We start from the raw sequence: 26728 nt of genomic DNA, 5'->3' as shown, positions 1-26728 counted from the left end.
ATTAAATATCCCCTTTTAGATTTTCTTGTAAGCGTCAGCTTTACTGTAGCCAGGTTGATCGTTATTACCTGATGGTTTACCGTCACCAGCATTAATATGTTGTTGATGGTTGAGGGCATCACCCACGGGATTGGTTGGTACCGTACCTTTTACTGCAGACAGCGCACGGAAAGCAGTATCAATCTGTTCAGGCTTGGCATCACCCACTGAAACAGATCCTAATAATGCACCCACCAAAGCATCACCAGCTTTAGCTGCAATCACATCGCGCTTGATCTGCTCACAACTGCAACCATCAGTTTTGATTGATGGAACCAACGCTTTGGCATCGGCAACTACGGCGGCGCGTTCAGTTGCAGCCTGTTCCAACTTCTCAGGTGTAATCTGGTTTTTTTCTAAATCCCCAACTTTTTGCTCAAGCGTGGCTTTATCGGTATGGAGTTTATCTACAACCGCTTGAACGGCCGTTAATTCATCCCCAATCGAAAATTGTTGATCACCTACTTTCAATTTTGCAGCTTTCATATTCTTCAGCTGCTCTTCTTGAATCTTTAATGCATCTGCCAGGGCTTTATTATCGCCAATGTCAAAACGCATGCCGTTTACCGATACTTCCATTGTTTTATCCTCGTTTGGATGATTGTGATTTTGGTCACCGATACGGCAATCACCACCGCAGCGACCGTATTTAACTAGTGCTACATGATTGCCTAAAAAGTTAATAAATTTGGCCTGATATGGTGTTCCATCAGGCGCCGTTCCTTGCTCAATAACAAGAATGGCTGCGTACCCAAGTGACATCTCGATACGCTCATTACTTTGAATAAGATCGATGCTGATCTTGTCTTTAATGAGTAAATCCCCAACCAGGTAATCACCCTCTTGGCGCACGTTCTCACAGTAGCCAATGTGGTAATCCTTCCAGTTGGATGCGTTAATCTCATTCTTGGGTGGGTGGTAGTCAGTAGCATCAACACCATTAAAGCTTTGGACCGCTTCAGGTTTAAATAGTTCGTCTGCAGGCGTGTAGACATTAATCGTCTGATCAGGGGTGAACCCTTCCAGATTGGAAAATTCATATGCCTGGTACTGGCGTACCTGAGGTGCTTTTGCCAAGCGTACAGTCACACATTTCAAATACCCTTCTTTGGTAAATGAACGTGATGATTCGCTTGGCGCAAAGTCACCAACTTTGAGTTGATAAATTATTTTCATAAATTGCGCCCATAAAAAAACCCACCAAAAGGTGGGTTATCTACTTCATAATTAATTACTTTGTCTTAATTGGTTTGTCATTAGATTTAACAACAAGCTCTGAATTCGGAGGTGGTACATATTCAGGTGGTTTGTTCTCACTCATCTATATTTCCTTAAAATTTGACTGTAGAAAATAATACATTACCAATAAAAAATGAACTAAGAAATATCAAAAGCAATAAACCTGAACATTTGATTTCAGAAAAAGCTCTCTTCAAAAATTCTGTCTTTTTCTCTATTGCACCCTTATAGCTATCTATCAAATTGACGTATTCAATGGACATTGAATAATAGAAGGTACTTAGCTTAACAGAATCGAAATAATCAATACCTTTTTGTGAATATGGAAAGCTTTTAACGCTTACAGGTTTTAAAACCATAAATATAAATCGCCATGAAGCTGAAATGCTTAAAACCAATAAACATAAAATAGAAACTTGAATTGAAGACAAAACGTTAAGCTGAAAATTGTTAATGACTTCTTTGAACAACACTAATAATATTCCCGATAAAACTGATAGTGATGTCAAATATTTAGCAGCTTTATCCTCGACCTTGTAATATTCATTCCTTAAGGCATCATATTCACTTTTATAAAAATCAAATAAAACTTTATATCTCTCTGTTTCAGCCTTTAACTCTTCTTTTTCAAACACACCATTATCAGTCACGTTCTTACCAAATAATTAACGTAATCCAAAAAGTATAAACTATTCGATCAGAATATCCTCATAATTTGGCAACGCCGTACAACGGCACCGAATAGGTTCTCCAGGATGGCCACCAGTTGGAGGATTATCCCATCTAAATGTCTTGCCCTGCTTATGCTGATGGTCTAAACGCACTCGTTCATCCTTAGCAGTTTGCCAGGTGTAAGTTTCAACCCCCATGGATAACTGACGAGCCTTGTTGATCTGGCCATTAATCTTACCCATCTGATCTGCTGCAATTAAACGTGCACGGGAATCAGTCGTTTGACCGAGCTTGGCAATTTCCTTTGCTAACTCTTCATTTGTCTGGCCTGTCTGCAATGCATTATGGACCAGTGCCTCAACTTTATCCGAGTATTGCTGTGGTATCGATTTGATTAAAGCGACATTGGCCTCAATATTGGTATCAACCACATCCTGAATATCAGCAGCACGATAAAACGGCGTTAGGTCCACCCCAATAATAGACTTGGTATGTTCAGCAATTTGCTTATCCACTTCTTTGCTTGTGTCACCAACAACTTTCTGAGCAATTGGCCTAGCAATTTCGATTACATACTTAGTAAGCTTTCCTTTAAACGCAGCAATCATGTCAGAAAACCAAGCATCACCGATATTCTGGCCAACTGTTGGGATAACTAATTCCTTAGTCTGATCTTGACAATATTTAGAAATGGCCAGTAATTGCCGTATATAGTAAAACTCAATACGGCGATTTACTTTTACTGGTCTTAATTTTGTTGCCTTACGCCCCTTTTTACGTTTCTTACTTTCCTGCAGGTGGGGTTTCAGAATCTTGATTATTGTCGTCATCTGGCGTCACCATTAATTCAAGTTGCTTGATATGGGCTTCATCAATCACAGAGTAAACCTCGTCAATTAAAAGCTGACGTGCAATCTGTGGCTCAGTAATAACACCCATATCGAGATATTTAGCATCCCGCTCAGCATTGGCCTTTTCCACTTCGGATCGGACTTTAGCGTCTAGTTGCCATAATGGGTTAAAAACAACCCCAAGCTCTGGTATCAATCGTCCAAAAGTGGTCTGGCAGATCACATCTAAAAGCTGCAACATGAAGGGCTTAAGCATCCATGTTTGCTTTGTGGCTATGCTGTCGTAATAGTTGCGGGTGTCATGTTCACCAGTGGCATTCATGCCAGCAGGTGATTGGCCAAACAAAATCGTATAAGGGATATCAGCTGCACCAGACGCTTGAATAGAGAACTCACGCATCATGTCTGGCAGACCCGCAAAGTTATAGGTCTTAGAGTCGTATTCTTCTTCCTTATCTAAAACGATCATACCGTTAAGGCTCTTTAACAGGCCTACACTCAAGAATCGTTCAGCTACTGCCTTCATATCGTCCCTGATTTTGTCCACTAATCCTGGTGTACTGATCACATCGATTTTTGATTCATGGACCAGACTGGCTGAACCCTTTTTAACTGCAGCATGATCAAGCAAATCTTCGTAGACTTCTTGCAAAATACTTTGCGGCTCTTCATTAACCACATCAGCATGGCAAAGCTTAATCAAACGCGTGTAGTGAATCCTCTGCTCAACTGCTCCATCGAGTTTAAGTTTATAAAACTCAGGTTGTTTTAGCTGGCCACCACATTTGCTTGGAGGTAAATATTTAGTGGTATCGGCTTTAAGATACTTTTTCTTAAGTACAGTAAAGAACTCTAAACGGCCTATTCCCAATTTGTTTAAATCAAAAGGCTGATCTAGGTTGCCTCCATCGACGGTACCTAACAGGATATATGCAACGCCGTACAAGCGAGATAACACCAAACTAGACAACAGGACATTGTCAAAATTAAAACGCTTACAGGCCTCCTCAAGCTTTGCCAAGTCTTTATCCTGAATCCCTTCATAAAACCAACCTGCTCTCAACATGTCACTAGCAGGACGGTTTACAATCCGCTTGGCTAACCAATGTTGATAAACCGCTTCAAGTTGATCATCTGGAATAACTTTGTTTACGAAATGTCCATGTGATGCCTTATCACGCTCTGTACCAATATTGGAAACAAAATTCGTATATGCCCCAGCATCGCCAATAGCATCGGGCTTTTTAGTCTCAGACATATATTTTCCTAATCAAATACTGTGGACGCATGAGCGGTAGGCGCAAAAGTCATTACAACTGCATCTGCAACGTTAGGACTTTCTACACCGCGTTTCTTTAAATCCTTTTTACTCTCTACCTTTACACGTCCATCATCTGCAAATTGTCGCCTTGGCGCTGATAGCTCATCCATTAATTGCTCAAGGTGTGAGCATTCGCTTGAGATACTGATTAATTTATCAATAGGATACTTATGACCTTTCTTAATGGCGTTATAGGTATTTCTAAACCGATCTGCCAATAACCACCAGGACTGTGCTTTCAGGTTGTAGAACATGTCTTTATTTTTAACCTGAGTCCCGTCATAAACGCCTTCCGGATTGTGTACTGCATCAGCCGCATTAAACTTTAGATATTTAATGTGTAAATTCCTTTGAGCGTTTAATTCTTTAAACTTAGATCCTGATGTGGCCCCCACACCAATTGAGTCATAAATTATTCTAGCTTGATGCTTTTCTGCTAACGTATAAGTACGGGTGCAACTTGTTAAGAGCTCATCTTCAAGCCCTTTCCATTCATCTACATCATGCAAGATAGATCCATGACTTAATGCATTAGCACATTTATCATCGCCATCATCAGCAACGTCAAAACCTACTCTCTTGGTACCTAGGCCTTCAAAACCTAATTCTAGATGAGCATCAATACTAGCCAAGATCCAACTACGTTTGATAATGACTGAATCATCATCCTCTTTTGCATAACCTAAATAGATATGGTTGTAGTTATCCTCATCCTCCTCTTTTGCTGCAGCAGCAATAGCAAGAGCTGTTTGAGAAAGGAACGGATTATCTGGATAGTTAATTTTACGGACCACTGTATTAGGCGGCGGATTGGTCACGAAACGGCGATATACAAAATCAGTGGTCAACTTTGGATTAAATACAATCCAAAACTGTGAATGCTCCTTACGGATAGTCGGCTCTAAAATTTCCCACTGCTCCTTTGATATATTGTGCGCCTCTTCCAGCCAACATATATCAACACCCTCTAATGATTTAATCTCATCAATGTTGCGCCATAGACCGTAAAACAAAAACTCAGCGCCAGTGTGAATATTCTCAATTTTGTTATTCAATATTCTGAATCGATCTTTAAGACCAAATCGCTCAATCTGAACCTTAAGAAGTGAATAAACAGACTCCTCTATTTTGTTCTGAAATTGACGAGCACATAGGACGCGCAATTTATAATTATCTGCAAGAAATATTGAGAATCCAGCAGCATCCCATGACTTTGATGAAAACCGCCCGCCGTATAAGACTTTATTACGCGCTGGCTCCAACCAGAAATCCTCAAGAACTGGATTCAGAGTCGGTAGATTTTCTTCCATAGAAATGTCCTAAACCTGATGGATATGAAATTTCATTTTTAATTGAATTTTCAATTTTGTTCGTGAATTGGCCTCCGCTATCCTTTGCAGCTTGCTCCATGATCTTTAATGCCATCGGGATATTTTTTACCTTATTTAGCAACTTGTCATATTGCCTCATGCGGTAATGCTTACTTGCAATTGGTATATCTATAAGCCCATCGTCAAACTTTTTACGTGTTTCATTAAAAAGTTGAACATACTTTTCACTTAAATTCTTTCCAGAATATTTTGTTGGATCATATGCCTGGCATTGGCTACGACTAATTTCGATATCAAATTCTTGTTTGACGTGATCAACTACTTGCTGAGGTGTATCACGGCACGCAAGAGCTTGAACAATAAATATTTTTACTGGCTCTTTTAATGCTGCCATGTGCTCAACCTCGTACAACTAGGTACAACAAAATAGGCAAAAAAAATGAACCTAATGGCTCAATTAATAAGACAAGTCCCACAGCACTTGGAAATATTTACATCTGATACAAACGGCGCTTGCTTTGCGACTTCTACTAGTCGCTTAACATTCTCGCTTGCTCCCCATCGTTTGACCACACCGACAAACTCCTCAACATCGTGGCCAGCCAAATAATGCTTTGGTAACCCTGTCATGTCACTGTAGAGAGGCTCGCCATCCTCATCACGTTCCACGCCGATGTGATATAGCTCATGTTCAATCAAAGCACAAAAATCTCTATCGCTGGATTGCTCGCAAAAACTGGCATCGATAGTGATCAAATAAGATGGTACATAACCGAACCAGTCTCGCATCTGTTGCTCTTGTCGTGCTTTTCGCCATCCACCAACGTTAAACATGACTTTCTCACATTGGCCAGACACCATTTGTTTTTTTACAGTACATGCCTGTGATGCCCATGCAAATGCTAAAAATCCCTCACAATCATGTAATAACTCAGCGATATGATCATGATCAGGATTGTGCAATGGTCCACCTATAGTAAGAAAATTATCAATTACCCACTGCATAAGATCTGGTGCAGGTGCAAGGCGTATTGCTTCCTCACTATCAGCTTGATCGATCAAGTCAGTCGGTGGAAATGGTCTTATTTGGCTCATTAAATGTATGCCTCTTTAAATTTTTAAGCCATTGCTGTGCAAAGCTAGCTTGTATCTGTAATGGCCCCGCTTCATTAATTTTAAATCTTGCGGCTGACTCTAACCGTACGATAGTAAATCCCATTTCATATGCGGTGTATTCACGATCAGCATCATGTGAAAACTGTTTTCTTTTCCGACCTGCAGACCAAGGTCCACCCGCTATTTCAACTAGGATTCGAAACTCAATTAAATGGAAATCAAAGCGCCAATGTTTGGTTGATTTAAACTGGAACAATGTTTCATATTTAATTTCCAAAATCTGTAAGGCTCGCTCCATATCCTCAAAAGCTTCTAAGTATTTTTCATTCGCTTTCGGCAATGGCTTGAAACGTGGCTTTGTTTTATGCTCTCGTTTCCTTGTAAGTTGAAAATATTGATTGGCTTCCATTCAAATACCCTCACATCACGGCGACCTTTAAGCCAGGATAATTTTTTAATGGCCAAAAAAAATCGCTCATCTAGTTGAGCGATCTGTTCGGCTGTTAGGCCCTTGGTTGTACAACTACCTACATGCTTTAATTCTTGCTCGGTTTCCCGAATCTCTTTATCAATATTTCGATCCATGGTTTCTCCAAACAGGAAAAATAAAAAGCCCCGCAGTAACTAGTATGTTAGCGGGGCTTTCATGTGCCGAAATACGCTCGGCTAGTTGACTCGCATTGCGCTACTGCGAGTGAGGGTTGAAAGGGTGGGCAATTTATTCAATATGCTCTTGCCCAAGGTGCATAAGGCCCCGTAGAAAATAAACCCTTCTACGGAGTTCGCTAGGTTATACCAGACATAAAAAAAGCCCGCATATGCGAGCTTTGGAAACCTTTGAGGGCATCTAATTAATAAAACGCCCATTTTAGAAATACTTATACTGAACTGTATACCTTGCTGTCAAGCAAATGATGCAACTTGATTTGAATCGTTAAACTCAAAATGAAATGACTTAGCCAATTTGTCCCGGATCTGATTCTCCCACTCTGCAACTATAGACTCCCCAAGTTGCTCATATTTTTGATAACTCTTGATGTACGCAGTCTTGGTAATTGTTAGATGAGCAATGTCTATTTTTTCTTTAAGTGTATAAGGTCGCTTTCCTGTGCCCTCACATTTTTGGCAAAACTTGGTACTGGCTGGATTATTTTTGCTATCAAAAATTTCTAATTTACCTAAGCCCTGGCACGGCGGGCACATTGCTTTTACAAATAAATGGCCGCGCAAAACAACCTCTGACATAGCTTTGGCCACGTTCTCTAAAGATCCTTGTGGATTATTGGGCTTAAAGTTTTTTTTGATCATTTCCTGGTGAATGATTCTGGCCATCTTGTTGCGGACTTTAAAAAACAAAGCTGATTTGATTTCACCAGTCTTAAACTCCACTTTCCCTGGCTTATCTTCTATACGGCGTTCAACTTGATAGTTAAAGTCATATTTACTGATAAATAACTCGGTCTGTTCCTCTGCGGGTGTGATGATAGCAATCCTCTCAAAATCAACGCGCTCAAGGAGAAGTTCTGCCCACAACTTTGCACCTGGTGATAACAAGGTCATTTCACCAAGTACAACGCTTTTAGTAATTTTTCCTTTACCCTCACTTTGAGCAATAGCAAGACGCAACAACTCCAAAAAATCAAACTTTTCAACTAACATACATTGCGCTCCTACTGCTTAAAAAACTTACATGTGAATTGAGTTCCATTAACCCAATACACCTCTTGACCTTTACAAACTTGAACCGTGTTCCATGTATTTACCGCCACAACAACGATGGCGAATATGATGAATGCAATAATTAACAACCAATCATTATTTTTCTGTCTCATTTCAACCGTCCGAAAATTAACATTGCTGCATCGCGGCTGTGCTCGCTTGTTATGCCTACCCAGCCAGTTATTTTTTTAAAATATGCATCTTTGGTTTTTGTCATGTTTGCTGCTGGATGTACCAAATCAAATTTAATACCCTGCTCTTTACAGAATTGCTCCCAAATACTGCAGTCACGATTAACAGATCCTACGCCCTCACGTACACCAGCCCCCGACTTAGCTTGTCGCGCATCTGCAGATCCGAACCAAGTGCGCAAACGTGCATCCTCAATACGAACAACTAAATCAGGATCTTGACCATGAAGCTCTTTGACCGCTTCCATCGCCTTTGTAATCGTCAATGTCTCAACTCGATTCAAAACACCTTTGGTGGCCACAGCAAAACCTGTCTTAACGCCGCAATCGATACCGACTCGAATCATGCTTTATCTCCCATCACATAAACGTATTGTTCTAAATGCTTGGACCAGTAAACGGTTTTACCTTGCTTGCTTAATTTGCGTTTACGTCTACGAGAAATCGGGCGTTCTTTGGCCCATGAGTGATAAACGCGCTGACCATTTATGGTGCCAAAACCGCAAAACAGGCATGCAACGTCATAACCGTGTTGGCATTTTTCTTGGGTTTGTATTGTGTTCACTGGCTTTTCTCCTCTGGACGTTGCTCAAGAGAATCTTTCCAGTCTCCACGATAATGATTTAAATAATTGCTTCTGCGATCGATATTGAAAAAGGCTGAAAGATGAGACTGGTGTCTCCAAGCATCGCCCATGATTTGTGGCTTCACTAACCAACCACATGCCATGCCATCTTCATCAGTTGCCATGAATTGAACGTGCTCAGGAATTATTGACCAGTTATACTTACTCTTTGGCTGCTCCATCCATTTCTCGAAATGAAAGACAACTGGCTTTTGAATAAATTGGACTAAACCAAAACGGAGTAAGTGGCGAATTTGAGAGCAATCTCGAATTACCTGTACATCACGATAATGAGTTAATAGATCTCGCCATGATTCAAGCGACATTGATCGCTTGTTGTGGTTGCACGGCGTGCATGCAGGCATTAGATTTTCATAAACATCATTTTCAGGCTTAGTAGGCTTTCCTGTAGTTAAATCTCTGACTACTGCAATTAAATGATCTGGATGCCATTTTCCGCCCAATTCATCACCACAATAGGCACAATAACCACCAAACTTTTGCTTTAAATTTTCTCTTTGAGATTTTGATAATTTCATGGTCCATCTCCCAAATATTCAGCCATTTTTTTAACCTGGCTTAAAAGCCCTTTCCTGCGGATCAGCATGTATTGGCTATTTGCTTGTTTTGCCTCAGGTGATCTATTGCCCTGCACATATGCACTGCGCAAAATCATCATTTCTGCATAGCCCTTTGGTTTGTTGGCTACTGCGTCTGGATCTAAGAGATCGACATCAGAAACGAAACAGCAAAATGGTCTGCCATCATCCAATCGACCAAATACACGGCCATCTTCACAACGATCGACAACACCATGGCCCTTGAATCTAATACGGCGCATCCCTTTGTCTGGTACGTGTGAGAAATCAACTTTGATCTGGACCCCTTTGCGCAATTCAGCCGCTTTCACTGCAGCACGTATTTTTTCAATGTCTGCCTCGCATTGGACCAGCGTGTAGTGTTTATCAAAGAAGTAATCGCGCTCGACATACAAACAAGCATCAAACTCTTGAACGATCGCTTTCAGGTTTTGAATACCTGCAGGCGTATTTAAATTAATCATGCTGCAGCTCCTTTGGTCGGTTTAAAGCCCAACTCGAATAAATATGGGATATATGGTTTTTGTTTGACTGGATCTGATAGCAGTGTGGCCATGCGTTTTGCCGCATCCTGCCAATCTTCGCCACGACCACAAAATGAATTTTTGAACTCGGGATGAAAAACCAATTGTCTTGCGAATGTGTACAGCTGCTTGTCAGAGGCAAAATTAATTACCTCAGGTACTGTGTTTTCAGAAAGTGATTGCTGGCCATTGGAATTTTTGTTTTCAGAAAAACGTTGTGCCGGTGTTTTCATCTTCGCGTATTTGGCACGTGCTTTTAGCATCCACTCCGCGAAGAAAGTAACCATCGCCTTATCTGAGTGATTGCGGTTTTCATTGAAGCCAACGAAGTTGTTGTATTCACGGTTAAACCAATCCGCATTAAAAATCTCGTTGGTATCGATTGAGTTGTCGATCGAAAGAATTTCACTTTTCAAATTTTCAAAAATAAACCACTTATTTTTTTTATTTTGATTAGTGTGTTTTGATAGTGTGTTTTGTGTGTTAAACGCTTTAACTAGTAAAGGTAAAACGCTTTTACTAGCAGGGGTTAAACGGTTTAACTGGCTAGGTGATTCAAGGTAGTTAAACGCTTTAACTAGCAAGTTTGATTTATGCGGAAAATTTAAGCGAGGTTTTTTGCTTTTTCTGCCTCTGTTGGATTTTTTTGGAACAAGCTTCTGGTAGTTAAACGTTTTAACTAGCTGACCATTAAATAAGCTGAATGCCTGAACCAATACGCCGCTTTTACCGGGGAAATTAATCAAGGTCCCAACGTTATAATTATCGGTTAATGAAAATACATTTCCATGCTCAGATTTCTTATGTAACTTTACTAGGCCAACCTTAACCAACTCAGTGGTACATTTAACAACTGTAGGGCGACTTTTCCCTGATAGCTTCTCTAATTGAGATATAGATAGTGCATCCTCCTCCTTATTCCAGCCGCGTGTCTTACGGTTAATGATTAGATAAATCTTAACCGCGGGATCTGATATCTTATTCATTGCCTCATCAACAAACGCATTGGTTACCTGGAATGAATTCGGTGTGTATTTGCTCATGCTGCAACCTCCAGCACTGGAATACGTTTTCTGTAAGAGCGCGTATTGGAAAATTTTGAAACTAGATCCTGGTATTCAGTTAAAAGTGAATAATCGGGCTGAATACCGGTTAGATCTGGCAGGGTTCGCATACTTGCGTGTAATGCATATCCTGTGACCTGTTCAATTAGACACATCAATGCGTAGACTTGTGGGTTTTGGCTTGCACCATGGATAAGATCTGCAGCACTGGCCATAATGCAGGTAATGCAACTCAGCCGATCGTTATTCTGATACGCCCAATGCGGTTGTTGGCCATCATCTTGAATAGTCCTAAAAACCATACTCATGCTAAAGTCATGGATCGGCAAATAGTTAAACCATGCACGTCCAGCTTTCCCATTTTCGCCGGTAGGTTTGTAAACTTCTTGCTTTGCTCGGTTGTCAGATTCCTCTGCACGCAACCCCATACAATTAACAATTCGATTAAAACCATGAGCTTTGGCGTAACGGCGAACTTCTCGTTTAATCGGATCTCGTTTCAAGTCACTGGTGCACTGACGATATTTAGGCGCAGGAAAAGATGGAACCTCAGGGCGTTCCTGGAACCGCTTTAGGACCATATCAAGGAAAGACTTTTTAGCTTTGGCCACAATAAAATCAACACCAGCTGCAGCAGCTTGATCGCGGGCCAGTTCCATTGCACCTGGCCACTCCATAAAGCCCAAACTGGCATGCACAACAAGGATTTGATCCTTAGGTACAAACTCAAGTAGTTTTATCATCATGGCTTGGCTGTCTTTGCCTCCGCTATGATTAATCACAAACAAAGCGCCTTGCTGAATTTCAGATTGCGCTGATTCATGTATCATGCTTCACCGCCCTGGTCTGTCACTTGAATGAACCGGCCGAACATGATGATTTTTTCACATCGATGCAGACTAGAAATAATCATCCCAGCATCTTGATATGAAATTCGATGATCTTTACTTAATGCTTCGATTAGCTCATCACGTGTTACTGCAGCATTAGCCTCATCTCGATTAATCTTGCGTAAATTCGCCTTCCGAACATCCAAATAACTGTTTAGAGTTCTTAATGCTGGCTCATGCCAAGATTGGATTATCTGAGTTTGTTTATGCTCTGGAAGTTTAGAGGAATTCATGAGACCTCCTTTTGCGCTGCAAGTGCTTTACTCAAATGGATCTGCACATCATTGGAAATTGATTTGCATTTTGGAGAGATACGATTTTCAATAAATTCATCATCACCCATCACTAGACAGGTACTGCACTGCTCATCTTTAAAACTGGTGCACTTGTTAGCGCATGGGTGTTTTGATATATTTGTCATGTTCTTGATTCCTTCGATTAATGAACACAAAAAGCTTGATGGACCAGATCAGGCTTTTTTTGTTTGTATGGCCGATAAATATTTGCCGCATTCTTTTTTTAGGGCTTGCCTGATTGCCTGAATATTTCTTTCTATTTCTTCCAAAATTAAATCTGCATCATTCAATTCATCAGGGGTGACAACCCCGTCAGCCATAATGTTGTGGACTGATTGGTTTATCTGGCCATTTCCAATATTCATACTGAGTAATGACTCAAGCACTGACATTTGATGCTCATTCTCATTGGTTGTATTAGCCGGCACGCAAAGCAAACCAAATTTATGAGCCCAGGCTTTTATCAAAGCGGTATTTCTTGTGTACGTCATGATTGCCTCAATAGCTTTTAAGCTAGGCATATGCTGGTCCATATTAGGATTGGCATAATTCAGGACAGTTTTATGTGATACACCCAACACTTGGGCAATTTCCTTAGGTTCAATTTCGCCGGATTGGTTAATCATTGCGTTGATTGCAATTTTGGCTTCGCGACTTAAAGTTATTTCACTCATATGTGAATCCTTGTTTTTATTCACGTTTACTAAAAGTTAAATTCCTTCTACATTTGCAGCTGATTGCAATATGTGTAAGTGTGCATTTCTACCTACTTACTGATGCTTTGTTCAGGCTTTGCTTTGTCTTTTAACCAAGAAGCTGTAAAAGCTCCTTGGCTATGTTTTGCTAAGGTTTCTGCGTAATTGGTTTCGCCTGTATATTCCGTTCTAGGTAGTACTTTTCTCTTTTCCATTTTGCTCATTGCCATGTATGAACGATTTAAAAGAGAGGCTGCTTTGGTACGGCCACCAACCATATCAAAGGCATATTTAATGGGATTATCGACCTCAGAGAGATCTGTATTTTCTACTTGGATTCGACTCATGATTTAAATCCTATGGTTAATTCTCAAAAAATTAAACCATAGATTTAATTTCAATACAATCTATGGTTGCTTCAATCTCATTAAATTAACTATTAAAATTTTAAACCAATGGTTTGTTGTGATTATCGTTATGGATCTACTTGTTCAACGAATTAAAAGTGCGTTAGATCATGCTGGCCTTTCATGGTCAGGGGCTGCAGTTAAAATTGGCTATTCAGCCCAAGCTGCAACTAACTGGAAAAATGGAAAGATTGGTCGAGATACCCTAAAGAAGTTAGCAGCATTAACAGGTGTTAATTCTGGATGGCTTTTGGATGGATCTGGTGTAATGCTAGAACCAGAGAAAAGTAATGCAGAAGTTTCTGAAATGCAGGTAATAACATATAGTTATGACGATCCTGTACCGGATGGATATGTGGCAATAGATTATTATGATGATGTTTATGTAAGTGCTGGGAATGGATACTTGAATCTACAATCTCCAAGTACCAAAAAAATGCTTTTCCCTGCTGAACTTGTCCGCGAATGCAATGTTCAACCATCTTCCACCAAGGTAATCCATGTCCGAGGTGAAAGCATGTTTCCAAAATTAAAAGATGGCCAAGCCATATCAGTTGATATGTCTGCTACAACAATTTTCGACGGTGAGATATACGCATTTCAAGTTGGTGATGATACAAAAATCAAATATTTATCAAACTGGAATGAAGAAGGTAAAGGTGGTTTTAAAGCTACCTCAGCCAATCCTGATAAAAATCAATACCCAGATGAATACTATTCTCCTAAACGTATTGAAGCGGAAGGAATATTTATTATCGGTCAATATTGGTGGAAACAAGTTGTAAAGCGAATTAGAAGATAACTTAAGGAATTACTATGAATTTCAACAACTCAGAATTACCAATCAATAAATTACTTGATAAAATCAACCATTATGCATCTAACAATGAACCACTTTTATTAAGCGTAGATGAAGTTAAGTTACTCTCAGAGAGCTGTGGAGATAGTGTCTTTATTCCGATATATACAAATGAACAACTAGTTGAGTTATGCAAACGAGATAAACTACAAAAGTAAATTTAATTTTATCAAAACTGGCATTTTGCCAGTTTTTTTATTCTTAAATTATAGATTTAACAAGTTTTTAAATCTACAGTTTAAACAATAGTTGCAATCGATTTAAATCTAAGGTTTAATAAATCTCATAGACAGCAAAAAGCCCCGAAAAATCTTGGCGGACTAGACGGGGCCTTTCACTTACATGAGGTTCATTATGGAACAAAATGTTTTAAACCACAATCGCAACTATGCAATGGGCAAGAGCTTGTTAAAAAATTGCACAGTTGCAGCCCTTGGTATTGGTGCTTTGACTGGTGCGTATGCACTGGTTACCAAGCCTGTTGAAGTTACCCCTTCTTACAACTATGCAAATACGCAATCAACTTACGGCGTGTTAGCAGTTCAAATCACATCAGAAAGTACAGGCCAAGCGGTCATTAATCTTGATGGCTTCCGAGTTTATACAAGCTTTGACTTTGATTCTTTCCAGGATAGCAATGGCCAGCTTGGTGGTGACTTCACAGCAATTGATATCAAGAATCTAGCAGTTGACCAAGTATTTGATGCCAATGGCAACAATTACGGCGACTTCACAAACGCTGATGATATCCGAAACATGATCTCTATCATCACCGCCCATATCGAAAAAAACAAAATGGTTCGGGGGTGATTATGAGCATTACCAAATTCACTACCCCATTCCGCGAGTTCATTACTCGCGATGACCAGGGGCGTTACCACGTTCGTTTAGGTCCTCAAATATTCTCTTCAAACTGGAAGCTTACGGATATTCGTATCGAAAACGAGAACGGCGGCTCACCAGTTGAACCTGAGTATTTGAAATCTAAGCCATGGATTATGCGCAATCTAAAACAAGAAGTAGCTAAGCAGCGAGACCAAGAGCGTAAAGCTATGTTCGCAAAGGATTGTTTTCAGCGCACCCCATACAGCGCAAACCAAAAAATTGCATATAAAAATGCACGATCTAATTAAGGAGATCTGACATGTCAAATCAAGAAAAAATGCCAAATCTTCATATTTGGAATAGCGTTAAACAAACACCGACTAATTTCTTGAAAAAAATTGAGTTTGGCTATCTGAAAGGTAAATCTGACATCAACCCTCAGTGGCGATTAATGGCAATGACTCAAGCATTTGGTCCTGTGGGTCATGGTTGGACCTATAGGAATGTTCGATTATGGTCAGAGGTCGCAGCTGATGGCACAGTTATGGCTTTTGCAGAGGTCGCTGTAAAAACCAAAATTGATGGTGTATGGGGTGAGGAATTTTTCGGTAATGGTGGTTCAGCTATTGTTGAAATTCAAAAAGGTAAATTGGTTGCAATTGATGAAGGCTACAAAAAAGCTGTAACTGATGCTCTTGGCGTTGCTCTTAAAGCTGTAGGCGTAGCTGCTGATGTTTACCTGGGCAATTTCGATGGCAGCAAATATTTATATAACTATGACTATGCCTATCTTGAGCAAAATTCTCATACACCTGCTCAAAACAATGCCTCAAATAATGCAAAGCAAGGCAGCCAATCTAAACGCTCTATTCATCAGCTTTATCAGGATGCTTTGAAAGCAATTAGCAACACTGAAGATCCTGACGTACTGGTTAAAGCGATAAATCGATTCAAGGACACGCAATACGGGGCAGGAATTAATAATAGTTGCCGAGCTAAATCCGATCTAATGGGCTGGAACATCAATATTCCCGCTCACACCCCATCCCAACAAAATAGCCAAATGCATCACTAGGATCTGATTATGAAAACTTATATCTGGTCCTATGAGGCCACTACCTGTAACGGCGTTGGAACAATCAAAGGACGTGTAGAAGCTCCAAACGGCTATAAGGCGCAGTTGGCTGTTAAAGACAACAATCTAATGATTGAATCGGTAAAAGTTAAGTTGCTTAAAAACCAAAACCAAGCTCGCAAAGAGCGATTTGAAACTGCAGGATTTCATGCATGAACGCAATAATTTTAGATACCGAAACCCACGACATGAATGGTTATCCAATTGAGATTGCTCATGTTCCTGTAAGTTTTCTTGATAGCGGTGAATTAATTGTTGATAAAGATGCTTGTTTTGATGAGTACTTTTCAAGCCCTAAGCCAATTAGCTACGGCGCTATGGCGGTCCACCACATTCTTGAATCAGATATTGAAGGCAAGCCAGGTTATGAAACTTTTCGCTTACCTGCAGGCATTCAATACATCATTGGCCACAATGTTGATTATGACATTCAAGCCATAAAACTGGCTGACAAATCAGTTGATGCAAAAGCAATCTGTACATTGGCCCTATCTCGAATGGTTTGGCCAGATGCTGCACACAATCTTTCAGCATTAATTTACATGTTGGCAAAAGGTTCTGTTAAGTCACGCGAATCTATCCGCAATGCTCACAATGCAAAACAAGATATTTTGCTGACTGCAGTATTACTTAAACAGATCTGCAAATCACTCGGCATCAAAGATATGCAGTCTTTGTATCTATTCTCAGAACAGGCTCGCATACCTACCCGTATGCCTTATGGCAAACATAAGAACACCCTAATTAAAGATCTGCCTGCGGATTATGTGTCATGGTTACTCAGACAAGATGACTTAGATCCATATATCAAGAAAGCATTAGTAAAAGGACAATAACATGAACAATATTTTAAATGCTCAAGATGCTTTCGCGGCTCTGCAAAATGGTAAAAATCTATTATGTCGATATCTTGAATCTGATTTCCTCCCGCTTGACCAGTTCCCTGGTACCGTGTTTGGAAGTCCTGATTATCAGTTCTGCATCGATATTGAAAAGATTGAATTAGCCGGTATTTCATTTACCAAACCGTGCACTATTGAAGAACTCACCCATGGCCAAAAAATCTTTGTTGTTAATTTCTCTCAAGCAACAATTAATGAAATGGCATTTAAATCAAATGTTCCTGATGCAAACAATCTTGTTTATTGCGGCGTTGTGCAGCGAGATTTAGAAAATGCAAAGCTACAGATGAAAGCCTATCATGCATTTTTGGGTTTGGAACTGGCAATAACAATTAGTGATGTCCCCGATGCAGGAAGAAAACAACCTAAGAAACGGGAAAGCAAAAAAGTTGATGTAGATCCACAGGTTGAACACAACAAAGATCTTGTTATTGATGCGATCGCTACTTGTTTGACTGCAGAAGAAGTCGAAACCACTTGTTATGGCCTGGATAGAAACGGTTTCACTGAAGCGCAGCAAGAACAAATAACAGCCGCTAAGCTTGCCAAACTTGAACAGTTGGCACAAGAAAAGGCTGCAGCTGAAAGCGAAGATCATGAGCTATTTAACCAGGATAAATCTGAACCTGAGTTATCTGTTCTTTGTGAAGCATTTATTGGTGAAATTCAGCAAGCCAACTCATCTGCAAAATTAAACACCATTCATGGCCGTATTAATACGAGCAATGGATTGGAAGATTATGAGCATGCGGTTCTGGCCAAGCATTTAGAGGAGAAATCAGCCTCTTTAGTGGCAGATCAGACACCTGCGGATACAGCGAGTGATCAGAAAAAAACTGAACGCAAACCAATTGAGGAGGACGAGGATAAATACCAGGAAAAACTTGCCACACTAAAAAAACATGTAGATGAGGCTCAAACACCTGCGGAGGTAAACGCGGCAGTTAAATATACAAATTCATGGTCTGCTGAACAGCGCCAGCCATTAATCAAATATATGCACAAACGTTTAGAGGAACTTCAAAACGATAAAGCAACTAAACAACCATCATTAATGGTACAGATCCAAAATGCACCAGATTTAACTGCGCTGGATGCACTTGAAATCGATGTGTCAGCTATGGACCCAATAGCTCAACCAGAAATGATGCGTTATGTCCGTTCGCGAAGAGCTGAACTTGAACAAGCCGCCTCTGCAACCTCTATAGATGAGGATCTGCCATGAAATTTAATTACTCCACCCAAACCAGAATACTTTATGTATTCGGTGGAAATATGACTCACATTTTCCAAAATGTGAATGAATCAGAAATAACGGATCTGGTGGCCAACGCCAAGTTTAAAGAATCGATTTGGAGAAAATAATGAAAAATATCGCTCAAAATGGTTTTGTTCTGGTACCAGTTGAATTAAGCCAAGAAGCAGCAACAAAGCGAGCTGAAGAACAATTTATAGAGAATTTAGATTTCTTTAAAAGCATGAACCGATATTGCACTTCACAAGAACTTGAACGCCAAAAAACCCGTTGGATTGAACACCGTGCAGCGCAACTTCAAGAACAATATCGCGCACTGGTTAAAGTAGTTGGGAGAACTCCATGAATACATTAGGTGATTTAAATAAGGCTCTATTTGCCCAACTTGATCGACTTTCTAGTGCAAGTAAAGAAGATCTGGCCACAGAAGTTATTCGTGCTCAAAACATGGAAATCATTAGCGAGCAAATCATTAAAACACATGAAACTCAACTTGAAGCAGTGAAACTAGTTGCTGAATACAAAGGTTTAAGTGAAAACCAATCAGCGCCGCTGCTCGATGTTAAATACGAGGGTTAATATGCCAAGAGGTCAAGCGATTAAATACACGCCTGAGCAATTAGATTTTATCAAGTCTAATTGCAGCCTTGGGCGGAATGAACTCACAGCTAAAGTGAATTTTAAATTCAACGAGAATTTTACTGTTGATCAAATCAAATCACTTTGCACACGTAATCAGTGGAAAACTGGCAGAACCGGTTGTTTTGAAAAAGGTGATAAACCTTGGAATACGGGAACTAAAGGCCTGGTAAAACCCAACACTGGAAACTTTAGATCTGGCCAGGTTGCATGGAATAAAAAGCCAATTGGCTATGAGCGAATTTGCTCTAAAGATGGTTATGTAATTATTAAAATTGCTGAACCAAGTGAATTTGCTCACAAGCATCGTGTTGTATGGGAAAAAGCTAACGGTCCTATTCCAGATGGCCAAGTGGTAGCGTTTAAAAATATGGATAAAACCGACTGCCGCTTAGAGAACCTTATGCTTATGACCAAAGCTGAAATGGTTCGATATAGCCAAAGCTTTTACAAGTTGGCCAACTCAGAAACCAATGAAACCTGTCTACTTATGGCCAAAGTTAAATCTAAAACACACCAAGTAATTAAAGGCGGTGCGTCATGTTAAATATCAAAGTTGAGCAAGCATACTTTACAGACCATGTTAAAGCCTTAGGTGTGCTGAAAATTGATTGGACTGAAAATGGTTCAATTCAATCAATACAAAGAGATACAACCTGTATCTTTAGATTCGATCAAGTTGAAGCTTTGTGGGATACCTGGCTAAAGGCTAAAACCAGTGGGATTGTTCTTTGTGAAAATGATATTGAGAGTGCCATTGCTGTTGAAGGTACCGCTGTTAAAAAAATCCTCTCACATATTGAAATGGCCATCATTCAAAAAGCATTAATTTTCAGCAAAGGCAACCAGCGTCTTGCTGCAGATCAAATAGGCATGAGCCGAACTAAACTCGGGTACCGCGTCAGAGGGGTTAAATCTAATTCAAGTGTGAGGGCTGCAGCATGAGAACATTGAATAGTGAAGAAAAACAAGTGGAAATAGATAAATTCAACACTGCCAGTAATGATGCTTCATTTTCACCAGAAGAAATTGCTGCGGTACTAGATGTGTCACTCTCATGGTTGCAAAAAAAACGATGTGAAGGTGGCGGAATCCCCTTTTCTAAATTGCATTATCGAAAGATCATGTATAAGAAATCTGATGTGCTAGCTTATATAGATAGTCAGCGCATAGAATCAACATCACAAATGGCGGTTTAACCGCCTTTTTTATTGTAAAAAATTAGTAGGCAAAAGATAGGCAAAAAATTTAAAAAAATAGGCAAATTAGGAGAAATAGGCATATAGTAGGCAAATTATATATATTGTCATGCACTTGTATATTGTTTCAGATACTTTTATTTATTATCTTTTAAATACATAAACTTAAATTACTTTATTGTGTGTTCAAATGTTGCCTAATATCGTTTCATATTGCTTAAAAACGCTTTACCACTGAGAACTCATCGGGTTCAGGGTAACGACCATGCAGCGGCACCTCTGGAGTATCTTTTTTAAATATAATTAAAATAATAATTTAACTTCTAATTATATCTTTAATAAAGCATTTATCTCGAATGAACCTTATGCTTTTAACAGTCCCCATTAATTATTTTTATAATAATTCATCACTATCGATTAAATATTGATTTAAAAATGCTGTGAAAGAATCTGCAATTTTTACTTTTTCTGCCCCTCCCACTTGATATACAACACCATCCAAACCAAGCTGATCGAGTTGTACCACATACCCCCAACACCAGACTAGATAGTCCGAAAATACAAAACAGTTCGGATATAAATACTTATCTTTATCATAGTAGCTTGAAATACTTTCGAATAATTGAAAGTCAGCCAGCGACAAAAATGTAAAATAGTTATCATCCATATCTCGGTTAGCTATACCATTAAACTCTAAGAAGTAAGTTCTTAAAATTGGCGATAATTTGACTTGATACTTGTATTCAAAAGCCAAAATTTCCTGCCATGTTGCCGGTGTATTCAAGCTTACATTCTGTTTTTGTAATTTACTTTTAATCTTATTAATCACATCCATGATTTACTCTAATAGATATCAATCTAAATAAAGTAAATCATTTCTGCAGACTCAATGATCAATTCTTTGGATATGACTTATCACTCATCTTTCAAAGCACATTCATAATTGCTTGGATCTTGTGAGCAACGTACCTGTTTCAACAACTTCATCATATCTTTGTCGTAAAAACCTTCTTTGGTCATTTGAATCCTCGCTTCACGCATCAATCGAACATAACCAGGTTTGTCGCTTTCATTCAATTTCAACCAAAATTTATCAGGAATTTTTGCTTCAATCTTGTCGACAAATTCAAATGCAGGATTTAACTGCTTAGAAATGACTTCACGTGCAATCGATCCCATACCTGCTGGAAACTTATTACGGTGCATAATCAGCGTCCCTGTCACCTGAATCACAGGAAATTTAATAATTCCACCGACGGCCTTACCTGATTTATCCGTCATACCCTTTTGTAACTCAAGCGGCTCAAATAAAATGGCCGGTCCCGCCATGATATCAACTTCTTTATTATTAAATTTACCACCTACTGTCACCAAATCGACAGATACAGGTTGTGCACCAACATTCTGCACCAATTTTTTTTGAGTTTCATCAAATTGGAAAACGGCAACCTTCTTACCTGCAGCTTTAGCTAAGGTATTAATATTACGATCAGTCACCATGATATAGGCTGCACCTAACGGTACAATTCCAACCACTTCATAATCATTATTTGTCATCTTTTCATCAAATTTTGGATTAGCCAAAACCTGAATCACTGAACTGAGCTGCTTATAGGTTTGTAATGCACCTATCGCATCGACACTGCCCACAAACTTATTGAACTGTTTTGCGCGCAGGTTACTAATTCCAGCCCCATCACAACGTTTACTACGGAAATCTTCAGTTAATACAGCTTCATTGGTATAGACCTTGAGATTGACCACAGTCGATGCCTGTTTTTTCAATTTTGGGTAATCAAAGTCTAATTTGAATTGTAAATGTGAAGGACGTGTCACGTTCATGTTTACACCAAACTGTTTGGCTACACGGACGATACTTGGAATTTCTGTGATGTAACTGGTTGCTTGCTCAAATGCTTCACTATGCTCACCATTCGGAGAAAACACACATAAAGTGACTTGTTTAGGAATCTGTTGCCAAGTTTTGGGATCGTTTAATAATTGCTTAACTTTATTTTGTGAATGCGGAGAAAGCGTTAAATCTAGTTTCCCTTCGGGCGCAGCATAACTTGGACTTATCACCCCAAATGATGATGCCAAGATACATGACACAGCGAAAGGCCTCAAAAATGTCGTGAATTTATTATTTTGCATCGCCTGTTCCATCCTTAGCTATTTCCCAATAGTTTTATTCAAATTAAGGATAAAGCATAGAAATAGAATTGACTGCTTTTCTTTGGATGGTGTCAATTGAGTCAAAATACAAAAAAATATTGACTGTACGAGAATAAACATCCAAATCACAGAATTGCACTATAAAAATAAGCCATTGAATAATAAAATTTTATGACCATTTTTTCGACTCAGATGCTATTCTTCTCAGCTCAAATAAACGACCAAACTACATTTTCATCTTGTCGCTTTAATAGAAAATTGGTCTGATAATCATCTTCGACCACAATGTGCTGATTCGAGATCATCTTTACTTTTAGTAATGTGTCATTTTCATAAACTAAATCATTTTTGCCTTCTTTGGTGAGGACAAGTATCTGATCGAGTACAATAAGTTCTTTAGAATCCAACATTGTTTTTCCCTCTATAAAACTGCTTTAAAAAATTTGAATATTTTTATCAAGCCAAGAAGTGAAATCACTCTCGTTACTTACCCCACAAATATTCAATCTAATTATTTAAATACATGAAACTGACATCTGAAAATGTTATTTCATGGGGCGCATATTAGATCACTTTTTAAACAAAGTTAGATTAAATTGTAAGACAGTTCACAAAAATTATTATTTATGTAAAATAAAACAATAAAATTAAAAACCGCATAAAATCAATAAATTAAAACAAAAAGTAAGATTAAAAAATAGACAAATATTAATACCACTTATAGCAAAGTACTGAACACCGCTCAAATTAAGGAGAAATTTTTACCATCAGGTATTACTCGGGAATAAAAAAGGCCACCCTTAAGCAGCCATTTCTTATTGAATAAATTTACCAGCTTATATTTACACGTCGATTTGGAGCTAAGCAGCCTACAAGTTGACTATTTGCCCTATGTCCAGCACATTGCTGGTATAGATCCGTTTGGCTATTAGCTTGAATTTGAATGCGATTCGCATCAACACCTTCATTGACCAACAGCTTAGCAACGGTATTGGCACGTTGTGCTGATAATTGATGGTTATAGGCAAATTTACCTAAAGGATCTGCAAAGCCAGCAACAATTACAGGGCTATTCGCTGGCGCTTGTTTGATCCGTTGTGCAATTGCTGCCACTGAACTAGGTCCCTGTTCAATTGCATTGGCATTTGAACGATCAAATGCAAAAAATACACTTGATGAACGTAGACTATTTAAATTGGTATCTGCTGGAACTTGATTATTCGCTCCCCAAGCCATTAAACCTTCACAGGCCTCGCCTTTCCACGATAAGCGTTCTGATAATGCTTGCTTGTCAAAGTCTACACGCAACTGACAACGTAAATAATCTTGGCTATTCGGCTGACGAACATCTAATACGTAGTTCCAAGTTTTAACAAAGAACAGACCCTCACTAAATTGAGGATTTCCCAATACATGTCGGATTTGGTCTTTGGTTAAACCTGTTCCTAAACGAGCAACATTATCGTATTCATAACGTTGTACTTGTTTGAGATAACTCTTTTCAACTGTTGGAAATTTGATTTCCTCTTGTTGAACAGCAACTTCATCATCTGCTGCAAATGTCACCATTGCAAAAGAAGATGTGATCCCGATAACCAATGCTTTTATCATGTTTTTCATATTTTAACTCTCTTTATCTATTGGAGATGAGGAGAGCCTAAGGGCTCTCCTACATAATGAGTCCCTTAGTCAATTACGCCACTGATACCGATACGTACGCTTGGATCACCTTGTGATGCAGCAGCTACACCACCCGTGATTGACCAACGACCATTATCAGCAGTCTTACGTAAAGTTACGCCGACTGCATTTTCACCACCATGATAAGAAGCACCTGCTGAGTACGTATATTTGCCAGCGATATATGGTGCAGCTTCCAATGCCATCGCCGCAGCAATACCGGCATTGGCTTTTTTCTCTACGTCATCAATACGTTGATTGGTTGAGTAGAATGCTTGCTCAAGACGATTACTTACATTGTCAATTTTACTATTCAATGCTTGATCGGCTTTGTTTAAAGCATCAACCGCCCCGCCAACATTGTTGTAATCTTTGCCTCCAACATTGTAAGTTGGATTGGTGAAGCTATTGGTAATGTTGTCATAACCAGCTCCGCCGCCTAAGAATTCAACAACTTTTTTGTTTGTTGCATTCAACTGAGAGCCATTCACCGCATCTTTGGATGTCGCACTAATTGCACCATCTTTAACGCCAGTTACAACACGATCACCATCTTTACCAGCCACATTGACACTTGTACCACCAGTGTCTTTACCAACCGTAATTTCACCATTGGCAGTCTGCTGTTGAACCAGACCAGACTTACCGTTGTTAATGTTACTAATGTTGTTATTAATGTTCTGAATATCAGTTGAGTTTTGATCAACTTGCTTCTGAACATTCCACAATTGACCACCATTGACAGCATCTTTAGAACCCTGAGCAACAGTACCATCTTTCACATTGGTAATCGTGGTGCCATTGGCTCCACCACCCAATGTAACCTTGTCTTTGTTGGCATCGTCGTACTTCACTGCATTATTGGCAAGCTCATTCACAGTGTTATTCACATTGCTGATTGCACTATCCAATTGACCTTTGTTTACTGCATCAGTTGCTTTCGTACCTGCTGCAACATTGATAACTTGCTTATTGCCTGCATCAATGCCTTTAGTCGTCACACTTGGACCACCATCAATGATTAATCCAGTGTTGTTTAACACAACCGTATTATTACCAATTGTGATGCCAGCATTATTCAGAACAGTGTTTCCTGCTTTCACAGAATCAACAGTTAAGTCTTTTGCTGTTGCAACTTCATAGTTATCAGAGCCATCTGCATTTTTGCTCTTATTCACAACAATATTCTGACCATTGGTTACAGTCGTTTTCGATGTTGTTCCTACAGAGCCAATCGCTTTGTCGAGTGCCGTTAATGCATCGCCAACATTGGTTTGATTACCTTGGGCTACATTATAAGTCGGTCCTGTAATTGTACCGTCATTATTAACTTTAGCACCACCACCCAAGCTATCTACAAGCGCAGTTTGAGTCTTGACAACTTGGTTACCCACAGCTTTCAACTGAGCAACATTCACGGCATCGGCATCGGCACTACCTGCTGCAACACCCGTGATTTGACGATAAATACCACTCGCCGCATCACCCACTGCAACTGCACCAGTAGTTGAAGTTGTTTTATCAATTGCTGTCTTATCTGCACTTGTGATAGCAGATAATGCATACCCCGCAACACCCGCACCCGTTGTCGCTGCTGAACCATTACCCAACACAACTGATCCAGCTACTGTTTTGGTTACATTGTTACCAAGGACAAAAGTATCATCTGTAAGTACCTGGTTATTGTTACCCACAGAATAACTGTTTGCACCATCAACAATCGTTGGATCACCGATCGCACCAGAGTGATCACCTTTCACTTTGTTACCAGTACCAATACTGATTGATTGTAAACCTGTTGCCTCAGCACCTTGACCAATTGCAATTGACTCTTTTCCTCCAGCCTTACTGTTATGACCTAAAGCAACTGCACTGTCTGCACCAGTTGAAACAATTGCATTTACACCAATCGCAGTAGAGTTGATACCACCTGCACTTGAGTCATTGGTTGCTCCTAAATCGCCTTTAGAAGTATCCGCATTGGTATGGAAGAATTTAATACCATCGGTATTCATCTTCTGTACTGTTTGACCAATCGTCAGACGATCTGTCGTTTCTTGACCTTGCTTATCATAGGTTAAGAACAATGAATCTTGGTTCTTGTTATCTGGATTTTTATTTACAACTTGGTCAATAATATTCACCTTGTTGCCATTACCATCAACAACTTCAGTGATGTTATTACTGATCGCAACTTTCAATTGCTCTTCAGTTGCAGCTCTACCTTTGGTTGCAAAATCACCCGCCGTAATGTCTTTATTGCTCAAGCCTTCAATTGTATTGCTTGATTTATCAACAACTACACTTCCTACAGTCACTTTGTCGAAGTTTACATCTTTCGCTGTTGCAACTTGATAATTGCTTGAACCATCTGCATTAGTCGTTGGGGTTACAACAACGTTATCCCCAGCAGTTACCGTTGTTTTCGCTTTGGTTGCTGCATCTTTAACGCTGGTGATCGCACCATCAATCGTGTTCGA

The 26728-nt window shown here is 39.5% G+C and carries 36 protein-coding genes and 1 pseudogene; 13 read left to right on the top strand and 24 right to left on the bottom strand.

The window, feature by feature from the left end; genetic code table 11:
- Positions 1-15: 15 nt before the first annotated feature.
- From F896_RS13825 to F896_RS0119665, 19 genes and pseudogenes are all read right to left on the bottom strand, one after another.
- Entirely contained in the window at positions 16-1215 is a 1200-nt protein-coding gene (locus tag F896_RS13825) for a DUF2213 domain-containing protein (protein WP_016162997.1), read from the bottom strand.
- Positions 1216-1370: 155 nt separating this feature from the next.
- Entirely contained in the window at positions 1371-1928 is a 558-nt protein-coding gene (locus tag F896_RS13830; RefSeq protein ID WP_016162995.1) for a hypothetical protein, read from the bottom strand.
- A gap of 39 nt (positions 1929-1967) precedes the next feature.
- A complete protein-coding gene (locus tag F896_RS13835; RefSeq protein WP_016162994.1) occupies positions 1968-2780 on the bottom strand; it encodes a phage head morphogenesis protein in 813 nt (270 codons plus the stop codon).
- Positions 2734-4059 (bottom strand): DUF1073 domain-containing protein, encoded by a 1326-nt coding sequence (locus F896_RS13840; RefSeq protein ID WP_016162993.1) that lies wholly within the window; start codon positions 4057-4059, stop codon positions 2734-2736. The genes F896_RS13835 and F896_RS13840 overlap by 47 nt, the downstream gene beginning before the upstream one ends.
- An 8-nt stretch (positions 4060-4067) precedes the next feature.
- Complete coding sequence (locus tag F896_RS13845) at positions 4068-5432, bottom strand: PBSX family phage terminase large subunit (protein ID WP_016162992.1); 1365 nt, start codon at positions 5430-5432, stop codon at positions 4068-4070.
- Positions 5395-5847, bottom strand: a complete 453-nt coding sequence (locus tag F896_RS13850; RefSeq protein WP_016162991.1) for a DUF2280 domain-containing protein — start codon at positions 5845-5847, stop codon at positions 5395-5397. The genes F896_RS13845 and F896_RS13850 overlap by 38 nt, the downstream gene beginning before the upstream one ends.
- A 59-nt stretch (positions 5848-5906) precedes the next feature.
- Positions 5907-6548, bottom strand: coding sequence for a putative metallopeptidase (locus F896_RS13855; protein ID WP_016162990.1), 642 nt, complete (start codon positions 6546-6548; stop codon positions 5907-5909).
- The gene (locus F896_RS13860; protein WP_016162989.1) at positions 6517-6978 is read right to left on the bottom strand and encodes a hypothetical protein; all 462 of its coding nucleotides are present in this window, start codon (positions 6976-6978) and stop codon (positions 6517-6519) included. Before F896_RS13860 ends, F896_RS13855 begins: the two co-directional genes overlap by 32 nt.
- A 494-nt stretch (positions 6979-7472) precedes the next feature.
- Positions 7473-8228, bottom strand: a complete 756-nt coding sequence (locus tag F896_RS13865; protein ID WP_016162988.1) for a hypothetical protein — start codon at positions 8226-8228, stop codon at positions 7473-7475.
- Positions 8229-8397: 169 nt separating this feature from the next.
- Entirely contained in the window at positions 8398-8826 is a 429-nt protein-coding gene (locus F896_RS13870; protein WP_016162986.1) for a hypothetical protein, read from the bottom strand.
- On the bottom strand, positions 8823-9044 hold the full coding sequence (locus F896_RS13875) for a hypothetical protein (RefSeq protein WP_016162985.1): 222 nt from the start codon (positions 9042-9044) through the stop codon (positions 8823-8825). Before F896_RS13875 ends, F896_RS13870 begins: the two co-directional genes overlap by 4 nt.
- Before the next feature lie 245 nt (positions 9045-9289).
- Positions 9290-9643: pseudogene (locus F896_RS21125) on the bottom strand (HNH endonuclease); the annotation flags it as partial.
- Positions 9640-10167 carry a hypothetical protein gene (locus tag F896_RS13880; protein ID WP_016162983.1) on the bottom strand — a complete coding sequence of 176 codons (528 nt, stop codon included), beginning with the start codon at positions 10165-10167 and terminating at the stop codon, positions 9640-9642. The pseudogene F896_RS21125 and the gene F896_RS13880, both read right to left, overlap by 4 nt.
- On the bottom strand, positions 10164-11270 hold the full coding sequence (locus tag F896_RS13885; protein WP_016162982.1) for a replication protein: 1107 nt from the start codon (positions 11268-11270) through the stop codon (positions 10164-10166). The genes F896_RS13880 and F896_RS13885 overlap by 4 nt, the downstream gene beginning before the upstream one ends.
- A complete protein-coding gene (locus tag F896_RS13890) occupies positions 11267-12121 on the bottom strand; it encodes a phosphoadenosine phosphosulfate reductase domain-containing protein (RefSeq protein ID WP_016162981.1) in 855 nt (284 codons plus the stop codon). Before F896_RS13890 ends, F896_RS13885 begins: the two co-directional genes overlap by 4 nt.
- Positions 12118-12414 (bottom strand): hypothetical protein, encoded by a 297-nt coding sequence (locus F896_RS13895; RefSeq protein ID WP_016162980.1) that lies wholly within the window; start codon positions 12412-12414, stop codon positions 12118-12120. The genes F896_RS13890 and F896_RS13895 overlap by 4 nt, the downstream gene beginning before the upstream one ends.
- A complete protein-coding gene (locus tag F896_RS13900; protein ID WP_016162979.1) occupies positions 12411-12602 on the bottom strand; it encodes a hypothetical protein in 192 nt (63 codons plus the stop codon). The genes F896_RS13895 and F896_RS13900 overlap by 4 nt, the downstream gene beginning before the upstream one ends.
- A gap of 48 nt (positions 12603-12650) precedes the next feature.
- Positions 12651-13151 carry a phage regulatory CII family protein gene (locus F896_RS13905; RefSeq protein ID WP_016162978.1) on the bottom strand — a complete coding sequence of 167 codons (501 nt, stop codon included), beginning with the start codon at positions 13149-13151 and terminating at the stop codon, positions 12651-12653.
- Between the two features lie 92 nt (positions 13152-13243).
- Positions 13244-13519, bottom strand: coding sequence for a hypothetical protein (locus tag F896_RS0119665; RefSeq protein WP_016162977.1), 276 nt, complete (start codon positions 13517-13519; stop codon positions 13244-13246).
- Positions 13520-13649: 130 nt separating this feature from the next.
- Here F896_RS0119665 and F896_RS13910 point away from each other — a divergent pair, with 130 nt between their 5' ends.
- The 13 genes from F896_RS13910 to F896_RS13970 all read left to right on the top strand — a co-directional run bounded on the left by F896_RS13910 (position 13650) and on the right by F896_RS13970 (position 20393).
- A complete protein-coding gene (locus F896_RS13910; protein WP_016162976.1) occupies positions 13650-14381 on the top strand; it encodes a LexA family transcriptional regulator in 732 nt (243 codons plus the stop codon).
- A gap of 14 nt (positions 14382-14395) precedes the next feature.
- The gene (locus F896_RS13915; protein WP_016162975.1) at positions 14396-14596 is read left to right on the top strand and encodes a hypothetical protein; all 201 of its coding nucleotides are present in this window, start codon (positions 14396-14398) and stop codon (positions 14594-14596) included.
- Positions 14597-14792: 196 nt separating this feature from the next.
- Positions 14793-15248 carry a hypothetical protein gene (locus tag F896_RS13920; RefSeq protein WP_016162974.1) on the top strand — a complete coding sequence of 152 codons (456 nt, stop codon included), beginning with the start codon at positions 14793-14795 and terminating at the stop codon, positions 15246-15248.
- Positions 15249-15250: 2 nt separating this feature from the next.
- Positions 15251-15571 (top strand): hypothetical protein, encoded by a 321-nt coding sequence (locus F896_RS13925; protein ID WP_016162973.1) that lies wholly within the window; start codon positions 15251-15253, stop codon positions 15569-15571.
- Between the two features lie 11 nt (positions 15572-15582).
- Positions 15583-16338, top strand: coding sequence for a hypothetical protein (locus F896_RS13930; protein ID WP_016162972.1), 756 nt, complete (start codon positions 15583-15585; stop codon positions 16336-16338).
- 9 nt (positions 16339-16347) lie between these two features.
- Complete coding sequence (locus F896_RS13935) at positions 16348-16554, top strand: hypothetical protein (protein ID WP_016162971.1); 207 nt, start codon at positions 16348-16350, stop codon at positions 16552-16554.
- The gene (locus F896_RS13940; RefSeq protein WP_016162970.1) at positions 16551-17234 is read left to right on the top strand and encodes a putative quorum-sensing-regulated virulence factor; all 684 of its coding nucleotides are present in this window, start codon (positions 16551-16553) and stop codon (positions 17232-17234) included. The genes F896_RS13935 and F896_RS13940 overlap by 4 nt, the downstream gene beginning before the upstream one ends.
- A gap of 1 nt (position 17235) precedes the next feature.
- Entirely contained in the window at positions 17236-18525 is a 1290-nt protein-coding gene (locus F896_RS13945) for a hypothetical protein (protein WP_016162969.1), read from the top strand.
- A 139-nt stretch (positions 18526-18664) separates the two neighbouring features.
- Positions 18665-18901, top strand: a complete 237-nt coding sequence (locus F896_RS13950; protein ID WP_016162968.1) for a hypothetical protein — start codon at positions 18665-18667, stop codon at positions 18899-18901.
- A complete protein-coding gene (locus F896_RS13955; RefSeq protein ID WP_016162967.1) occupies positions 18898-19134 on the top strand; it encodes a hypothetical protein in 237 nt (78 codons plus the stop codon). The genes F896_RS13950 and F896_RS13955 overlap by 4 nt, the downstream gene beginning before the upstream one ends.
- Position 19135: 1 nt before the next feature.
- A complete protein-coding gene (locus tag F896_RS13960; protein ID WP_016162966.1) occupies positions 19136-19741 on the top strand; it encodes an HNH endonuclease signature motif containing protein in 606 nt (201 codons plus the stop codon).
- Positions 19735-20139, top strand: coding sequence for a helix-turn-helix domain-containing protein (locus F896_RS13965; protein ID WP_016162965.1), 405 nt, complete (start codon positions 19735-19737; stop codon positions 20137-20139). The genes F896_RS13960 and F896_RS13965 overlap by 7 nt, the downstream gene beginning before the upstream one ends.
- Positions 20136-20393, top strand: coding sequence for a helix-turn-helix domain-containing protein (locus F896_RS13970; protein WP_016162964.1), 258 nt, complete (start codon positions 20136-20138; stop codon positions 20391-20393). Before F896_RS13965 ends, F896_RS13970 begins: the two co-directional genes overlap by 4 nt.
- 394 nt (positions 20394-20787) lie before the next feature.
- Here F896_RS13970 and F896_RS13975 read toward each other — a convergent pair whose 3' ends face one another.
- From F896_RS13975 to F896_RS13995, 5 genes are all read right to left on the bottom strand, one after another.
- A complete protein-coding gene (locus F896_RS13975) occupies positions 20788-21228 on the bottom strand; it encodes an SMI1/KNR4 family protein (RefSeq protein WP_016162963.1) in 441 nt (146 codons plus the stop codon).
- Between the two features lie 80 nt (positions 21229-21308).
- Positions 21309-22547 (bottom strand): putative solute-binding protein, encoded by a 1239-nt coding sequence (locus F896_RS13980; protein WP_005202349.1) that lies wholly within the window; start codon positions 22545-22547, stop codon positions 21309-21311.
- Positions 22548-22777: 230 nt separating this feature from the next.
- Positions 22778-22978: a hypothetical protein gene (locus tag F896_RS13985; protein WP_004808602.1), complete on the bottom strand. Its 201-nt coding sequence runs from the start codon at positions 22976-22978 to the stop codon at positions 22778-22780.
- Positions 22979-23396: 418 nt separating this feature from the next.
- A complete protein-coding gene (gene tpgA, locus F896_RS13990) occupies positions 23397-24188 on the bottom strand; it encodes a trimeric autotransporter adhesin/peptidogylcan-associated protein TpgA (RefSeq protein ID WP_016162962.1) in 792 nt (263 codons plus the stop codon).
- A gap of 65 nt (positions 24189-24253) precedes the next feature.
- Positions 24254-26728: YadA-like family protein (locus F896_RS13995; protein WP_016162961.1), on the bottom strand; the 2475-nt coding region annotated here is incomplete at its 5' end.

The sequence above is a fragment of the Acinetobacter genomosp. 15BJ genome, assembly GCF_000400715.1.
Lineage (GTDB): Bacteria > Pseudomonadota > Gammaproteobacteria > Pseudomonadales > Moraxellaceae > Acinetobacter.
Note: the sequence above shows the minus strand (reverse complement) of the source record. Positions and strands in the feature narration are given on the sequence as shown.

What these genes read in the sequence shown, in the direction of transcription:
- F896_RS13930 (WP_016162972.1), top strand. Translation starts at nt 15,583, where the DNA reads ATGTCAAATCAAGAAAAAATGCCAAATCTTCATATTTGGAATAGCGTT.
- F896_RS0119665 (WP_016162977.1), bottom strand. Translation starts at nt 13,519, where the DNA reads ATGAGTCGAATCCAAGTAGAAAATACAGATCTCTCTGAGGTCGATAAT.
- F896_RS13935 (WP_016162971.1), top strand. Translation starts at nt 16,348, where the DNA reads ATGAAAACTTATATCTGGTCCTATGAGGCCACTACCTGTAACGGCGTT.
- F896_RS13900 (WP_016162979.1), bottom strand. Translation starts at nt 12,602, where the DNA reads ATGACAAATATATCAAAACACCCATGCGCTAACAAGTGCACCAGTTTT.
- F896_RS13870 (WP_016162986.1), bottom strand. Translation starts at nt 8,826, where the DNA reads ATGATTCGAGTCGGTATCGATTGCGGCGTTAAGACAGGTTTTGCTGTG.
- F896_RS13865 (WP_016162988.1), bottom strand. Translation starts at nt 8,228, where the DNA reads ATGTTAGTTGAAAAGTTTGATTTTTTGGAGTTGTTGCGTCTTGCTATT.
- F896_RS13880 (WP_016162983.1), bottom strand. Translation starts at nt 10,167, where the DNA reads ATGATTAATTTAAATACGCCTGCAGGTATTCAAAACCTGAAAGCGATC.
- F896_RS13825 (WP_016162997.1), bottom strand. Translation starts at nt 1,215, where the DNA reads ATGAAAATAATTTATCAACTCAAAGTTGGTGACTTTGCGCCAAGCGAA.
- F896_RS13885 (WP_016162982.1), bottom strand. Translation starts at nt 11,270, where the DNA reads ATGAGCAAATACACACCGAATTCATTCCAGGTAACCAATGCGTTTGTT.
- F896_RS13895 (WP_016162980.1), bottom strand. Translation starts at nt 12,414, where the DNA reads ATGAATTCCTCTAAACTTCCAGAGCATAAACAAACTCAGATAATCCAA.
- F896_RS13975 (WP_016162963.1), bottom strand. Translation starts at nt 21,228, where the DNA reads ATGGATGTGATTAATAAGATTAAAAGTAAATTACAAAAACAGAATGTA.
- F896_RS13965 (WP_016162965.1), top strand. Translation starts at nt 19,735, where the DNA reads ATGTTAAATATCAAAGTTGAGCAAGCATACTTTACAGACCATGTTAAA.
- F896_RS13945 (WP_016162969.1), top strand. Translation starts at nt 17,236, where the DNA reads ATGAACAATATTTTAAATGCTCAAGATGCTTTCGCGGCTCTGCAAAAT.
- F896_RS13915 (WP_016162975.1), top strand. Translation starts at nt 14,396, where the DNA reads ATGAATTTCAACAACTCAGAATTACCAATCAATAAATTACTTGATAAA.
- F896_RS13910 (WP_016162976.1), top strand. Translation starts at nt 13,650, where the DNA reads ATGGATCTACTTGTTCAACGAATTAAAAGTGCGTTAGATCATGCTGGC.
- F896_RS13905 (WP_016162978.1), bottom strand. Translation starts at nt 13,151, where the DNA reads ATGAGTGAAATAACTTTAAGTCGCGAAGCCAAAATTGCAATCAACGCA.
- F896_RS13845 (WP_016162992.1), bottom strand. Translation starts at nt 5,432, where the DNA reads ATGGAAGAAAATCTACCGACTCTGAATCCAGTTCTTGAGGATTTCTGG.
- F896_RS13950 (WP_016162968.1), top strand. Translation starts at nt 18,665, where the DNA reads ATGAAAAATATCGCTCAAAATGGTTTTGTTCTGGTACCAGTTGAATTA.
- F896_RS13960 (WP_016162966.1), top strand. Translation starts at nt 19,136, where the DNA reads ATGCCAAGAGGTCAAGCGATTAAATACACGCCTGAGCAATTAGATTTT.
- F896_RS13835 (WP_016162994.1), bottom strand. Translation starts at nt 2,780, where the DNA reads ATGACGACAATAATCAAGATTCTGAAACCCCACCTGCAGGAAAGTAAG.
- F896_RS13985 (WP_004808602.1), bottom strand. Translation starts at nt 22,978, where the DNA reads ATGTTGGATTCTAAAGAACTTATTGTACTCGATCAGATACTTGTCCTC.
- F896_RS13925 (WP_016162973.1), top strand. Translation starts at nt 15,251, where the DNA reads ATGAGCATTACCAAATTCACTACCCCATTCCGCGAGTTCATTACTCGC.
- F896_RS13980 (WP_005202349.1), bottom strand. Translation starts at nt 22,547, where the DNA reads ATGCAAAATAATAAATTCACGACATTTTTGAGGCCTTTCGCTGTGTCA.
- F896_RS13890 (WP_016162981.1), bottom strand. Translation starts at nt 12,121, where the DNA reads ATGATACATGAATCAGCGCAATCTGAAATTCAGCAAGGCGCTTTGTTT.
- F896_RS13970 (WP_016162964.1), top strand. Translation starts at nt 20,136, where the DNA reads ATGAGAACATTGAATAGTGAAGAAAAACAAGTGGAAATAGATAAATTC.
- F896_RS13860 (WP_016162989.1), bottom strand. Translation starts at nt 6,978, where the DNA reads ATGGAAGCCAATCAATATTTTCAACTTACAAGGAAACGAGAGCATAAA.
- F896_RS13855 (WP_016162990.1), bottom strand. Translation starts at nt 6,548, where the DNA reads ATGAGCCAAATAAGACCATTTCCACCGACTGACTTGATCGATCAAGCT.
- F896_RS13850 (WP_016162991.1), bottom strand. Translation starts at nt 5,847, where the DNA reads ATGGCAGCATTAAAAGAGCCAGTAAAAATATTTATTGTTCAAGCTCTT.
- F896_RS13955 (WP_016162967.1), top strand. Translation starts at nt 18,898, where the DNA reads ATGAATACATTAGGTGATTTAAATAAGGCTCTATTTGCCCAACTTGAT.
- tpgA (WP_016162962.1), bottom strand. Translation starts at nt 24,188, where the DNA reads ATGAAAAACATGATAAAAGCATTGGTTATCGGGATCACATCTTCTTTT.
- F896_RS13920 (WP_016162974.1), top strand. Translation starts at nt 14,793, where the DNA reads ATGGAACAAAATGTTTTAAACCACAATCGCAACTATGCAATGGGCAAG.
- F896_RS13840 (WP_016162993.1), bottom strand. Translation starts at nt 4,059, where the DNA reads ATGTCTGAGACTAAAAAGCCCGATGCTATTGGCGATGCTGGGGCATAT.
- F896_RS13940 (WP_016162970.1), top strand. Translation starts at nt 16,551, where the DNA reads ATGAACGCAATAATTTTAGATACCGAAACCCACGACATGAATGGTTAT.